Source organism: Streptomyces kronopolitis, assembly GCF_050953795.1.
GTDB classification, from domain to species: Bacteria; Actinomycetota; Actinomycetes; order Streptomycetales; family Streptomycetaceae; genus Streptomyces; species Streptomyces kronopolitis_A.
Genome location: NZ_CP191850.1, coordinates 4,907,830 through 4,921,358, shown reverse-complemented (window position 1 = coordinate 4,921,358; position 13,529 = coordinate 4,907,830). Strand labels below are relative to the sequence as shown.

Here is a 13,529-nt window from a genome sequence, read left to right as displayed (position 1 = left end):
TCCCCGCAGGTGAGGGACCCGACAAAATCATGGCCCGGCCCACTGTGGGCTTCGGACACGGAGAGCTATCGTGTCCGTCCGGCTGTACCGACGCACCACACCGCCGCACCGCACCGCCCGCGGCCGACCACTGCGGGCAGGACCGTCGCGTGACCGGTGCCCTGGCAGGGCATCACCTGGGCGCCCGGTTCGGACCGCGAGCTGCCAGCAGCCGCGTAGCCGCGCCGGCGCCGCACACCACGACCGCACGGCAGCCGCTCACGGAGCGTCTGCCGGCCCCAGCTTGAGGAGCCGCCTGATGTCCGACTTCGTACCCGGACTCGAGGGAATCGTCGCGTTCGAGACGGAGATCGCCGAACCCGACAAGGAAGGCGGTGCCCTTCGCTATCGCGGGGTCGACATCGAAGAGCTCGTCGGTCACGTGTCGTTCGGCAACGTCTGGGGTCTGCTGGTGGACGGGGCGTTCAACCCCGGCCTGCCGCCCGCCGAGCCGTTCCCGATCCCGGTTCACTCCGGGGACATCCGGGTCGACGTGCAGTCCGCGCTCGCGATGCTGGCGCCCGTGTGGGGCCTCAAGCCGCTGCTGGACATCGACGAGGCGACGGCCCGTGACAACCTCGCCCGCGCCGCGGTGATGGCGCTGTCGTACGTCGCCCAGTCGGCGCGTGGGCAGGGCCTGCCGATGGTGCCGCAGAAGGAGATCGACACGGCGGAGACGGTCGTCGAGCGCTTCATGAAGCGCTGGCGCGGCGAGCCGGACCCCAAGCACGTCAAGGCCGTCGACGCGTACTGGACCTCGGCCGCCGAACACGGCATGAACGCCTCCACCTTCACCGCCCGCGTCATCGCCTCCACCGGCGCGGACGTGGCGGCGGCGCTCTCCGGTGCGGTCGGCGCGATGTCCGGCCCGCTGCACGGCGGCGCGCCCTCCCGCGTCCTGGGCATGATCGAGGAGATCGAGCGCACCGGCGACGCCGCCGCCTACGTCCGCAAGGCCCTCGACCAGGGCGAGCGGCTGATGGGCTTCGGCCACCGCGTCTACCGCGCCGAGGACCCGCGGGCGCGCGTGCTGCGGCGCACCGCCAAGGAACTGGCCGCCCCCCGCTTCGAGGTCGCCGAGGCGCTGGAGAAGGCCGCCCTGGAGGAGCTCCACAACCGCCGCCCCGACCGGGTGCTGGCCACCAACGTCGAGTTCTGGGCGGCGATCGTGCTGGACTTCGCGGAGGTCCCGGCGCACATGTTCACCTCGATGTTCACCTGCGCCCGCACGGCGGGCTGGAGCGCGCACATCCTCGAACAGAAGCGGACGGGCCGACTGGTGCGGCCGTCGGCCCGATATGTGGGACCCAGCGAGCGGAGCCCGCGGGAGATCGAGGGCTTCGGGGTTCGTTAGGCTTCCCACGTTTTTGGCTTTCCCCGCCGTTCCGCTGCGCTTGGCTGGCTTCCCACGTTTTTGGCTTTCCCGCCGTGGTGGTTTCTCGCCGTTGCGCCGGCGGCGGGCGGGGTCCGCTGCGCGGGGCTGTCGGGTGCGGTGTCGGTCCTCCGGGGCCTGGTGTGTGGACTGCTTCGCTTTACGTCCACACACCAGGCCCCTCCGGCCCGCCCCCTCCCGTTGAGGGAAGGGAAGAAGGCCGGTGGGGGTGAACGTGGCTGGGTGAGCGCGCCTCGTGGTCGTACCGAAGCAGCCGACAACGGCACGACGGCCCGCCCCCACCCACCGAAACTTCTCCCCCCACGGGAGGGGACGGGCCGGAGGGGGTGGGTGTTCGGACGTAAAGCGAAGCAGTCCGAACACCCACCCCCGCAGGACCGTCACCGCACCCGACAACCACGCGCCCGCCGCAGGCGCAACGGCGAGACGACACCACGTCGCCGCAGAAAACAACGTGGGAAGAACGGTCAAGCGCAGCGGACCGGCCCGCCGCAGGCGCAACGGCGACAAACCCCCACGGCGGGACAGCCGACAACGCACGAAACAGCCCCGCGCAGCGGAAAGGCGAACGACCCCCACGGCGGGAAAGACAAAAACGTGGGAAGACAAACAACTAGCGGAGAACCCCGTCGATGATCGTCGCCCACTGTTCGACCACCCGGTCGCGCCGGGGCGAGTCGTCGGTGAGGAGGTTGGCGAGGCCCAGGCCGCGGGCCATGTCGAGGAGGCCCTGGACCGTTTCGCGGACGCCGGGCACCGATTCGTCGGCGTCCAGGAGGGTCACGGCCGTGCGGTGGGCCTCGCGGCCCACCTTCGCTTCCAGGGCGGTGACGCGGTCGCGGAGTTGTTCCTCGTCGGAGGCGGCCACCCACAGGTGGAGCGCGGCGCGGAACAGCGGGCCCGTGTAGAGGCCGACGAGTTCTTCGACGATGATCCAGGTGCGGGCGACGGAGCCGGCCGGCGGGAGGTTGTGGGCGACGGCCTTGACGGCGCCCTGGCGCTTTTCCGCGACGTGTTCGACGGCGGCGGTGAAGAGGTCCTCGCGGGTGCGGAAGTGGTGCTGGGCGGCGCCCCGGGAGACGCCCGCGCGTTCGGCGACCACGGAGACCGTGCTGCCGCTCCAGCCGTGCTCGGCGAGGCAGGAGACGGCGGCCTCCAGCAGTTTGAGGCGGGTGGCGCGGCTGCGTTCCTGCTGGGGCTGCTTGGGGCCGCGGGCGGGGGTCAGCGCGCCCATGCGGGGGCCCGTCGCTCCAGGAAGGCGGTCATGCCCTCGCGGGCCTCGGCGGAGCCGAAGAGCCGCACGGAATGGGCGGCGAGCGCCTCGGTGTCCCGGTCGAAGGTGTCCAGCACCTGGGCGGTGACCAGCTTCTTCGACTCGGCCAGGCCCTGGGGCGAGCCCTTGCGCAGGCCGTCCAGTACGGGTGCCAGGCCGCCGTCGACGTCGTCGGCGGCGAGGGTGACCAGGCCGATCCGGGCCGCCTCGGCCGCGTCGAAGGTCTCGCCGGTCAGGTAGTAGCGGCCGGCGGCGCGCGGGTCCAGGCGCGGCAGCAGCGGCAGCGAGATGACGGCGGGGGCGAGGCCGAGGCGGGCCTCGGTGAAAGCGAAGGTGGCGCCCGGTCCGGCGGCGGAGATGTCGCAGGCGCCGAGCAGGCCCAGGCCGCCGGCCCGGACGTGTCCGGTGACCCGGGCGACGACCGGTTTGGGCAGTTCCACCAGGGCGCGCAGCAGCCGGGCCAGGCCCAGCGGTCCGTCCGTGGCCGCGCCCGAGGTGGCCTCGGAGAGGTCGGCGCCGGCGCAGAAGGTGCCGCCGGTGTGGGTGAGGACGACGGCGCGGGTCCCCCGGTCGGCGGCGGCGTCCGCGAGGGCCTGGTGGAGTTCGCCCACCAGGCGGGTGGAGAGGGCGTTGCGGTTGTGCGGGGAGTCCAGGGTCAGGGTGGTGATGCCGCGCTCGTGGGAGCGCAGTACCAGGGGGGTCGCGGGGGCATCGGTCATCGGGGCGTCGTACTCCTTTCCCTGGCGCGCAGTTCGCGCCGCAGGATCTTGCCGGTGGCGGCGCGCGGCACGCTGTCCAGGAATTCCACGCGGCGCACTTTCTTGTAGGGGGCCACCTGCCCGGCAACGTACGTGAGGACCTCGTCCTCGCTGAGCCGGGCCCCCCGCTGCCGGACCACGAACGCCTTGGGGACCTCGTTGCCGTCCGCGTCGAGGACGCCGATGACGGCCGCGTCGGCGATCGACTCGTGCCCGAGCAGCAGCGCTTCGAGGTCGGCCGGGGCGACCTGGTAGCCCTTGTATTTGATCAACTCCTTGACCCGGTCGACGACATGGAGCCAGCCGTCGGCGTCCGCCCGTCCGACGTCGCCGGTGTGCAGCCAGCCGTCGGGGTCGATCATCGCGTCGGTGTCGGCGGGCCGTCCCAGATAGCCCTTCATGACCTGGGGGCCGCGGATCAGGATCTCGCCGCTCTCCCCCGGCGGCACGTCCGCGCCGGTCTCCAGGGACACCAGCCGCATCTCCGTGTTGGGGATCAGCTTGCCGACGGCTCCCGGGGGCGGGTTCGGGGCGTCGAGGGGGACGACGTGGGTGCCCGGGCTCAACTCCGTCATCCCGTAGGCCTGGAGGACCGGGGGCAGGCCCAGGCGCCGGGAGCAGGCCGCGGCCAGGTCGGCGTCCAGGGGTGCGGCGGCGCTGACGAGGTAGCGCAGTGAGGACAGGTCGTGGTCGGCGACGCGGGGGTCCTTGGCCAGGGCCAGCACGATCGGGGGCGCGACGTAGACGGCGGTGATGCGGTGGCGTTCGATCGCGGTGAGGAACTGCCCCAGGTCGAAGCGGGGCAGCACGACGACGGTGGCGCCCTGCCGCAGCGGGGCGTTCATCAGGGCGGTCAGGCCGTAGATGTGGAAGAACGGCAGGACGGCCAGTACCCGGTCGCCGGGGCCGCTGGAGATCAGCGGGGTGAGCTGGGCGAGGTTGGTGGCGATGCTGCGGTGGGTGAGCATCACGCCCTTGGGGGCGCCGGTGGTGCCGGAGGAGTACGGCAGGGCGGCGAGGTCGGTGGCCGGGTCGAGGGCGACGGACGGTTCCGGGTCGGTGCAGGCGGCCAGGTCCTGGATGCCGCGGTGGCCGGGGGCGCGGTCGCAGACGAGGATCTCGGCGACGCCGCCGGCCTTGCGTGCCGCGCAGCGGGCGGTGTCCAGCAGCGCCGACACGGTGACGATCCAGCGGGCCCCGGAGTCGGTCAGCTGCTTGGTGAACTCGTCCTCGGTGGCCAGCGGGTGGACGGTGGTGACCGCCGCGCCGCAGCGGGTGGCGGCGTAGAACACGACCGGGAAGAGGACGGAGTTGGGGCTGTGCAGGGCGAGGACGTCGCCCTTGCGGAGGCCGGAGGCGGCGAGCGCGGCGGCGATCCGGCGGCTGAGGTGGTCGAGCCGGGCGTAGCTGAGGGTGGTGCCGTCGAGGCCGTCGACGAGGGCGGGTTGCTCGCCGTACTCCGCCGCCCTGGCGAGGACCGCCTCGTGGATCGGCAGTTCCACGGGGGCGATGTCGGCGTACTCGCTGCGGAAGACAGGGGACACCATCCTGGGCCTTTCCCTTCGGGCGGGAGGACGACGGGCGGCACGGTGCCGCCCGGCCGGGCGGGCGGGCCGTCCGGCGCGAGCAGCATCGCGCGCTCAGTACGACTTGGGCAGCCCCAGCGTCTGGTGTGAGACAAAGTTGAGGATCATCTCCCGGCTGACCGGGGCGATCCGCGCCACCCGGGCCGCGGTGACCATCGAGGCGAGGCCGTACTCCCGGGTGAGACCGTTGCCGCCGAGGGTGTGCACGGCCTGGTCGACGGCGTGGACCGCCGCCTCGGCCGCCGCGTACTTGGCCATGTTGGCGGCCTCGCCGGCGCCCATGTCGTCGCCCGCGTCGTAGAGATGGGCGGCCTTCTGCATCATCAGCCGGGCGAGTTCCAGCTCGATATGGGCCTGGGCGAGGGGGTGGGCGATGGCCTGGTGGGCGCCGATGGGCTCCTTCCACACCTGCCGGGTGCGGGCGTAGTCGACGGCCCGGTCGAGCGCGTAGCGGCCCATGCCCAGGGCGAACGCGGCGGTCATGATCCGCTCGGGGTTGAGCCCGGCGAACAGCTGGAGCAGCCCGGCGTCCTCGTCGCCGACCAGCGCCCCGGCGGGCAGCCGCACCTCGTCCAGGGTCAGCTCGAACTGCTTCTCGGCGGCGGCCAGTTCCATGTCGATGGGGCGGCGGCCGAAGCCGGGGGTCTCGCGCGGGACGATGAACAGACAGGGCTTGAGGCGTCCGGTCCTGGCGTCCTCGGTACGGCCGACGATCAGGGTGGCGTCGGCGATGTCGACGCCGGAGATGAAGACCTTCCGGCCGTTGAGGACCCAATCCGAGCCGTCCCGGCGGGCGGTGGTCGTGATGCGGTGCGAGTTGGAGCCGGCGTCCGGCTCGGTGATGCCGAAGGCCATGGTGCGGGTGCCGTCGGCGAGGCCCGGGAGCCACTCCTGCTTCTGCGCCTCGGTGCCGAAGCGGGCGATGACCGTGCCGCAGATCGCGGGCGAGACCACCATCATCAGCAGCGGACACCCGGCAGCCCCCAACTCCTCCAGCACGAGGGAGAGTTCGGCGATGCCGCCGCCCCCGCCGCCGTACTCCTCGGGGAGGTTGACGCCGAGGTAGCCGAGCTTGGCGGCCTCCGCCCAGAGCGCGTCGGCGTGCCGGCCCTCGGCCACGGCCTGCGTGATGTACTCCCGGCCGTAGCGCTTGCCGAGGGCGGCGACGGAGCTGCGGAGGGCGCGGTGTTCCTCGGACTCGATCACAGGGTTGCTCATGACGGCTCCATGTGTGCGGTGGGTGAGGTGGTGCGCGGGCGAGGGAGGGGCGGGGTCAGTCCGGGGCCGGCGGTGTCGTGGCGTCGACGACGGCCAGCAGGGCGCCCACCTCGACCTGCCGACCGGTGTGGACGGGCAGCGAGGTGAGGGTGCCGGCGGCGGGTGCGGTGATCTTGTGCTCCATCTTCATCGCCTCCAGCCACAGCAGCGGCTGGCCGGCCTCGACCCGGTCGCCCTCGGTCAGGCCGGGGGCGATCCGTACGACCGTGCCGGGCATCGGCGCCAGCAGTGAGCCGGGCTCGGTGCGGGCGGCGGGGTCGGGGAAGCGGGGCAGCGCGGTGAACGACCAGGCGCAGGGGCCGTCCGCGCCGGTCAGCGGGGGCGCGTCGACATGGACCCGGTCGCCGTGGCGGGCGACCGCGAACCGCCGCCGGACGCCGTCGACCTCGAGCACCACCGCGTCGGCGCCGAGGGTCAGCAGCCGCACGCCGGGGAAGTCCTCGGCCGTCAGCCCGTCCCGGCCGAGCCGGTAGCGGATCGCGTATTCGGTGTCCCCGCAGGCGTAGGTCTTGGTCTGCGGCCCGGAGGGGACGTTGCGAAAGCCCCCGAAGCGGGAGCGGCCGGCCGCGTCGGCGAGGGCGGCGGCGAGCGCGAAGACGGCCCCGCCGTCCGCGCCGGAGCCGGTGAGCGCGGCGAGGTTGCGGTCGTAGAAGCCGGTGTCCAGCGCGCCGGGGTCGGTGAACTCCGGGTGGCGCAGGGACCGGACGAGCAGGTCGCGGTTGGTGACGGGGCCGTGGAGGGCGGCCCGTTCCAGGGCGCCCGCCAGCTTGCGTATCGCCTCCTGGCGGCTCGGCGCCCAGGCGATGACCTTGGCGAGCATCGGGTCGTAGTGGACGCCGATGGTGTCGCCGTCGCGCACCCCGGAGTCCAGCCGGACGCCCTCGGGAAGGTCCAGCCGGTGCAGGGTGCCGGTCTGTGGCTGCCAGCCGGCGGCGGGGTCCTCGGCGTACAGCCGGGCCTCCACGGCGTGTCCGTGCGGCCGGGGCGGCTCGCCGTCCAGGGGCCGGCCCTCGGCGACCCGCAGCTGGAGGGCGACCAGGTCGAGGCCGTGGATCTCCTCGGTGACCGGGTGTTCGACCTGGAGGCGGGTGTTCATCTCCAGGAAGTAGGCCTTGCCGTCCGCGGAGACCAGGAACTCCACGGTGCCCGCGCCCCGGTAGTCGATGGGCCCGCGCGGCCCGGTCCGCGGCGCCGTGCAGGGTCTCGCGCAGGTCGTCGGGCAGGGCGGGGGCCGGGGCCTCCTCGATGACCTTCTGGTGGCGGCGCTGGAGGGAGCAGTCGCGGGTGCCGAGCGTCCAGACGGTGCCGTGCGCGTCGGCGAGGATCTGCACCTCGACGTGGCGGCCGCCCACGACGTACGGCTCGACGAACACCTCGCCGTCCCCGAAGGCGGCCGCCGCCTCGGCCTTGGCGGCGGTCAGCTCCTCGTCCAGCGAGGCGAGTTCGGTGACCAGGCGCATGCCGCGGCCGCCGCCGCCGGAGGCGGCCTTCACCAGCAGCGGCAGGTCGGCCGCGGTGGCCGCGCCGGGGTCGACGGGCGCCAGCAGCGGCACCCCGGCGGCCGACATCAGCTCCTTGGCCCGCGTCTTGGAGGCCATCGCCTCGATGGCGGCGGGCGGCGGGCCGATCCAGGCCAGGCCCGCGCCGGTGACCGCCGCGGCGAAGCCGGCGTTCTCGGAGAGGAAGCCGTAGCCGGGGTGGACGGCGTCGGCGCCGGCGGCGCGGGCCGCCGCCACGATCAGATCGCCGCGCAGATAGGTGTCGGCGGGGGCCTCGCCAGGAAGCCGGACAGCGGCGTCGGCCTCCTGGACGAAGCAGGCGTCGGCATCCGCGTCCGAGTACACGGCGACGGTGGAGATGCCCAGCTCACGGCAGGTACGAAAGACGCGCCGGGCTATTTCGCCGCGGTTGGCGACGAGGACGGAACGGATCACTTCTGCCTCACATCCGGAAGACGCCGAAGCCGCCCCGCGCGCCCTCGACCGGGGCGGTGTGGAGGGCGGACAGGCACAGGCCGAGGACGGTTCGGGTGTCGCGCGGGTCGATGACCCCGTCGTCGTAGAGCCGCCCGGACAGGAACATCGGCAGCGACTCCGACTCGATCTGCTGCTCGACCATGGCGCGCAGCCCGGCGTCCGCCTCCTCGTCGTAGGGCTGCCCCTTGGCGGCGGCCGAGGCGCGGGCGACGAGGGAGAGCACACCGGCCAGTTGCTGCGGCCCCATGACGGCGGACTTGGCGCTCGGCCAGGCGAACAGGAAGCGGGGGTCGTAGGCGCGGCCGCACATCCCGTAGTGGCCGGCCCCGTAGGAGGCGCCCATGAGCACGGACAGGTGCGGGACCTTCGAGTTCGACACCGCGTTGATCATCATCGCGCCGTGTTTGATGATGCCGCCCTGCTCGTACTCCTTGCCGACCATGTAGCCGGTGGTGTTGTGGAGGAACAGCAGCGGGATGTCGCGCTGGTTGGCGAGCTGGATGAACTGGGCGGCCTTCTGCGACTCCGCGCTGAAGAGCACGCCCTGGGCGTTGGCGAGGATGCCGACCGGGTAGCCGTGCAAGCGCGCCCAGCCGGTGGCCAGGCTCGGCCCGTAGAGCGGCTTGAACTCGTCGAAGTCGGAGCCGTCCACGATCCGGGCGATGACCTCGCGGGGGTCGAACGGCGCCTTGAGGTCGCCGGGGACGATCCCGAGCAGCTCCTCCTCGTCGTACACGGGCGGGGCGGCCGGGGCCGGATCCGGGTGGGCCTTGCGCCAGTTGAGGCGGGCGACCACCCGGCGGGCCTGGCGCAGCGCGTCCGGCTCGTCCAGCGCGAAGTAGTCGGCGAGGCCGGAGGTGCGGGCGTGCATCTCGGCGCCGCCCAGCGACTCGTCGTCGCTCTCCTCGCCGGTCGCCATCTTGACCAGCGGCGGCCCGCCCAGGAACACCTTGGCGCGTTCCTTGACCATGATGACGTGGTCGGACATGCCGGGGACGTAGGCGCCGCCGGCGGTCGAGTTGCCGAAGACCACGGCGACGGTCGGGATGCCGGCCGACGACAGCCGGGTGAGGTCGCGGAACAGCGCCCCGCCCGGGATGAAGATCTCCTTCTGGCTGGGCAGATCGGCGCCGCCGGACTCGACGAGCGAGATCAGCGGCAGCCGGTTGGCGAAGGCGATCTCGTTGGCCCGCAGCGCCTTCTTCAGCGACCAGGGGTTGCTGGCGCCGCCGCGCACCGTCGGGTCGTTGGCGGTGATCAGGCACTCCACGCCCTCGACGGTGCCGATGCCGGTGACCACCGAGGCGCCGACGGGGTAGTCACTGCCCCAGGCGGCGAGCGGCGACAGTTCCAGGAACGGGGTGTCGGGGTCGAGCAGCAGCTCGATGCGCTCCCGGGCGAGCAGTTTGCCGCGCCCCCGGTGCCGGGCGACGTACTTCTCCCCGCCGCCCGCGGTCGCCTCGGCGTGCGCGGCCCCGACGTCGGTCAGCTTCGCGAGCATCGCCGCCCGGCGCTCGGTGTACTCGGCGCCCGTCGTGTCGAGCCCGGTTGCGAGCACGGTCAAAACAACACCTCCGGTATGTCCATGTGCCGCGCGCGCAGCCACTCCCCCACGGCCTTGGCCTGCGGATCGAACCGGGCCTGGGCGGCCACGCCCTCGCCGAGCAGTCCGTCGACGACGAAGTTGAGCGCGCGCAGATTCGGCAGTACGTGCCGGTCGACCGGCAGGCCGGCGGTCTCCGGCAGCAGCTGCCGCAGCCGTTCGACGGTCAGTTCGTGGGCCAGCCAGCGCCAACCCTGTTCGGTGCGGGCCCACACCCCGATGTTCGCGGCGCCGCCCTTGTCCCCGCTGCGGGCACCGGCGACCAGGCCGAGCGGCGCCCGCCGGGTGCCGGTGGCGGGCAGTGGCGCGGGCAGCTCCGGGTCGGCCGGGCGCGCCAACTCCCGTGTGTGGTCCGGGGGTGGGCAGCGCACCGTGGTCCCGTCCGGGAGGACGGCCAGGTGGGGCACCCCGGCCGCGTCCACCGCCACCGCCTCGAAGACCCCGTACGGGGTGCCCTTACCGGGCGGCGCGGTGACGTGGAAGCCGGGGTAGCTGGCGAGGGCGAGTTCGACGGCGGCGCCGCTGACCACCCGCCCCACCACGTCCTGGTCGGTGTCGCGCACCACCAGCCGCAGCAGCGCGCTCGCCTCCTCCTGGACGTCCGCGTCGTCGTGGTCGGTGCGGGCCAGCGTCCAGCGCACCTCGGCCGGGCGGTGCCCCGCGGCGTCCAGGGCCGCTTCCAGCTGCCCGCGGACCAGCGCGGCCTTGGCCGGTACGTCCAGCCCGGTCAGCACGAAGGTGACCTCGTTGCGCCAGCCGCCGAGGCGGGTCAGTCCGGCCTTGAGGGTCGGCGGTGGCGCCTCGCCGCGCACCGGCCCGATCCGGACCCGGTCGGGCCCGTCCTGCGTCAGGTGGACGGTGTCCAGCCGCGCGGTCACGTCCGGCCCGGCGTAGCGGGCGCCGGAGGTCTCGTAGAGCAGCTGGGCGGTGACCGTTTCGGGGGTGACCGCGCCGCCGGTGCCGGGGTGCTTGGTGATCACGGAGCTGCCGTCGGCGGCGATCTCGGCGAGCGGGAAGCCGGGCCGCCGCACGTCATGGGCCTCGAAGAAGGAGTAGTTGCCACCGGTGGCCTGGGTGCCGCACTCCAGCACGTGCCCGGCGACCACCGCCCCGGCCAGCTGGTCCAGGTCCTGCGGCCGCCAGCCGAAGTGTGCCTGTGCCGCGCCGCTGACCAGCGCGGCGTCGGTGACCCGCCCGGTCACCACCACATCGGCCCCGGCCCGCAGACACGCGGCGATCCCGGCGCCGCCCAGGTAGGCGTTGGCGGTCAGCACCCCCTCGCCCCACCCCCCGCGGGCCAGCAGATCGTCACCCGTTACGTGTGCGACCCGTAGGGGCAGCCCGGCCTTGTCCGCCAACTCCCGGACGGCGTCGGCCAGTCCGGCCGGATTCAGTCCGCCCGCGTTGGTGACGATCCGCACCCCGCGTTCGACGGCCAGCCCGAGCCCCTCCTCCAGCTGCCGCAGAAAGGTCCTGGCGTAGCCGCGGGTGGGGTCCTTCAGCCGGTCGCGGCCGAGGATCAGCATGGTCAGCTCGGCGAGGTAGTCGCCGGTCAGCACGTCCAGCGGGCCTTCGGTGAGCATCTCGCGCAGCGCGTCGAAGCGGTCGCCGTAGAACCCGGAGGCGTTGCCGATCCGGAGCAGGGCGGGGTCCGCGCCTACGGGGCGCACGGGTCCGGCGCCGTCCGCCGGGGCACCGCTCATGCCGCGGGGCCCTTCCCCGACGGGGCGCGCCCCTTGCCCGGCGGGCCGGCGAAGGCCTGCGCGATCTCCAGCCAGCGTTCCGCGTCGGGGCCCTCGGCCCGCAGGGAGGGCAGATCGCGGCGGTGCGCCCGCTGGGTGACCAGCAGGCAGAACTCGCGCGCCTCGCCGGTCACCCGCTGCGCCGCGTCGGCCGGGCCGTACTCCCACCCGCCGCCGTCCGGCGCCCGCAGCTCGACCCGGAACTCCTCGGCCGGCGGGGCGAGTTGGTGGGTGGCGTAGGCGAAGTCCCGGGTGCGCACCCCGATCCGGGCGATGTGCCGCAGCCGCGCGGTGGGCTCCCGGGTGACGCCCAGCGCGTCGGCGACGTCCTGGCCGTGCGCCCAGGTCTCCATCAGCCGGGCGGTGGCCATCGACGCCACGCTCATCGGCGGCCCGTACCAGGGCAGCTTCTCGCCCGCCGGGCGCTCGGCGAGCGCCGTCAGCAGCCGCGCGCGGCCGGCCCGCCAGTCGTCGAGCAGCAGTGCCGGGGGCGTGCGGGCCCCGGCCTCGGCGGCCTCGTCGACGAAGGTCAGCGGCGCGGTGAAGGCCTCCTGTGCGGCGCGCGCGAACCCGTCCGGGTCGGTGGCCGAGAGCAGTGCCTGCCGGTCGGTCCAGGCCAGGTGGGCGATCTGGTGGGCGATGGTCCACCCCTCGGCGGGCGTCGGGTCCGCCCAGCGCCCGGCGGGCAGCTCGGCGACCAGCGCGTCCAACTCCTCGCTCTCCGCCGTGAGATCGGCCAGTACGGCGCCGGGATCGGACACGCGACACTCCCCTCATCATCCCAACTGCCGTGACAGCTGGGCATGGTGGCATGCGGCGACGGCCGCTGCTGTCGGCCGTGCGGGTGTGGTGTGGTGCGGGTGCGCTCCGAGCGTGGCAGCGCGGCAGGAAACAATCAAGCACGCCTGCATGATTTTCCGGCCGATGCTGTGGCTGAGAGTTCGCGGGGGCTTCCCGGGGCGTGCGTCGGGGGCGCCGGGGGTGCGCCGTCGGGGGCGCCGGGGTGCGTCAGGGTGGGCGTGCGGGGCTCTCGGGAAGCGCTCCGGGGAGCCCCTCATCGGCCACCGGGGCGGGGGCAGCCGGGCGGTGCCGGGTACGGGCCCGTCGGCGGAAAACCCGGCCCGCAGCGGTCAGTAGCCCCGCCGCACGTTGTCCACGGCCGCGTCGTCGCGCCGCCGGTCGCGCCGCTGCCGCTCGGCCGCCAGCTCCTGAATCGCGTCCTCCAGGGCGGTGATCACCGTCGTCACGTCGCCGTCCGTCACGTCCGGCGCGTCCTCCGGCCGCTCCTCGCCGATGCCGGCGGCCGCGGCCAGGGCGGCGAGGACGGGTTCGCCGGAGTCCCGGCGGTGCGCCGCGTCGCGCCGGGCGGGGGTATCGACCAGCACCACCTCGTCGGTCCGCAGCAGCAGCCAGCGGCGGTGACGCTCCCGGGTCAGCTGCCCGTCCGCCTCCAGCGCGGTCAGATACGCCTCGGACAGCCCGCGGCCCCTGCGCCACAGCCACTCGCCGATCGGCTCGTACGGCATCTGCTGGACCACCGAGGACGCCGCCTCGTCCAGCAGGCGGTCGGTGAGCGCCGGCCGGTAGCCCGGCACGAGGCGCTCCCCGTCCAGCGCGATGGCCCGCGCCGCCAGCAGGTCGACCGCCTCGGCCGCGGCCAGCGCGAGCGCCAGATCGCCGCGCTCCACGGCACGCACCGGCGCCGCGTCCATGGCCACCATCAACAGATCCCGCGGTGTGGTCATCCCCGATCAGCCCCTCGTACCGGAGGCCGCCCCGGCGACGTCCCGTACCGCGGATGGTTGATCGAATAGGCGCTCATCGCACAACACTCCTGCGTCACGCGGCACATGCCACACCGCACGTCAGAGTTGCCGCCCG

General features: G+C 73.9%; 9 protein-coding genes and 1 pseudogene. 1 reads left to right on the top strand and 9 read right to left on the bottom strand.

All coding sequences use genetic code 11. The features are described from left to right. Window positions 1-298 precede the first annotated feature (298 nt). Window positions 299-1,393, top strand: a complete 1,095-nt coding sequence (locus ACQP17_RS21860; protein WP_433857784.1) for a citrate synthase 2 — start codon at window positions 299-301, stop codon at window positions 1,391-1,393. A 652-nt stretch (window positions 1,394-2,045) separates the two neighbouring features. Here ACQP17_RS21860 and ACQP17_RS21855 read toward each other — a convergent pair. From ACQP17_RS21855 to ACQP17_RS21815, 9 genes and pseudogenes are all read right to left on the bottom strand, one after another. After that, entirely contained in the window at window positions 2,046-2,666 is a 621-nt protein-coding gene (locus ACQP17_RS21855; protein WP_433857783.1) for a TetR/AcrR family transcriptional regulator, read from the bottom strand. Beyond that, window positions 2,654-3,424 carry an enoyl-CoA hydratase family protein gene (locus tag ACQP17_RS21850; protein WP_433857782.1) on the bottom strand — a complete coding sequence of 257 codons (771 nt, stop codon included), beginning with the start codon at window positions 3,422-3,424 and terminating at the stop codon, window positions 2,654-2,656. The genes ACQP17_RS21855 and ACQP17_RS21850 overlap by 13 nt, the downstream gene beginning before the upstream one ends. Then, window positions 3,421-5,010, bottom strand: a complete 1,590-nt coding sequence (locus ACQP17_RS21845; RefSeq protein ID WP_433857781.1) for a 4-coumarate--CoA ligase family protein — start codon at window positions 5,008-5,010, stop codon at window positions 3,421-3,423. Before ACQP17_RS21845 ends, ACQP17_RS21850 begins: the two co-directional genes overlap by 4 nt. Window positions 5,011-5,103: 93 nt before the next feature. Further along, window positions 5,104-6,267, bottom strand: a complete 1,164-nt coding sequence (locus ACQP17_RS21840) for an acyl-CoA dehydrogenase family protein (RefSeq protein WP_433857780.1) — start codon at window positions 6,265-6,267, stop codon at window positions 5,104-5,106. 55 nt (window positions 6,268-6,322) lie between these two features. Next, a pseudogene (locus ACQP17_RS21835) lies at window positions 6,323-8,261 on the bottom strand (biotin carboxylase N-terminal domain-containing protein). Window positions 8,262-8,268: 7 nt separating this feature from the next. Continuing rightward, complete coding sequence (locus ACQP17_RS21830) at window positions 8,269-9,867, bottom strand: acyl-CoA carboxylase subunit beta (protein ID WP_433857779.1); 1,599 nt, start codon at window positions 9,865-9,867, stop codon at window positions 8,269-8,271. After that, on the bottom strand, window positions 9,864-11,609 hold the full coding sequence (locus tag ACQP17_RS21825; protein WP_433857778.1) for an acyclic terpene utilization AtuA family protein: 1,746 nt from the start codon (window positions 11,607-11,609) through the stop codon (window positions 9,864-9,866). The genes ACQP17_RS21830 and ACQP17_RS21825 overlap by 4 nt, the downstream gene beginning before the upstream one ends. Further along, the gene (locus tag ACQP17_RS21820) at window positions 11,606-12,409 is read right to left on the bottom strand and encodes a TIGR03084 family metal-binding protein (protein ID WP_433857777.1); all 804 of its coding nucleotides are present in this window, start codon (window positions 12,407-12,409) and stop codon (window positions 11,606-11,608) included. Before ACQP17_RS21820 ends, ACQP17_RS21825 begins: the two co-directional genes overlap by 4 nt. A 369-nt stretch (window positions 12,410-12,778) precedes the next feature. After that, window positions 12,779-13,393 (bottom strand): GPP34 family phosphoprotein, encoded by a 615-nt coding sequence (locus ACQP17_RS21815; protein WP_433857776.1) that lies wholly within the window; start codon window positions 13,391-13,393, stop codon window positions 12,779-12,781. Window positions 13,394-13,529 lie beyond the last annotated feature (136 nt).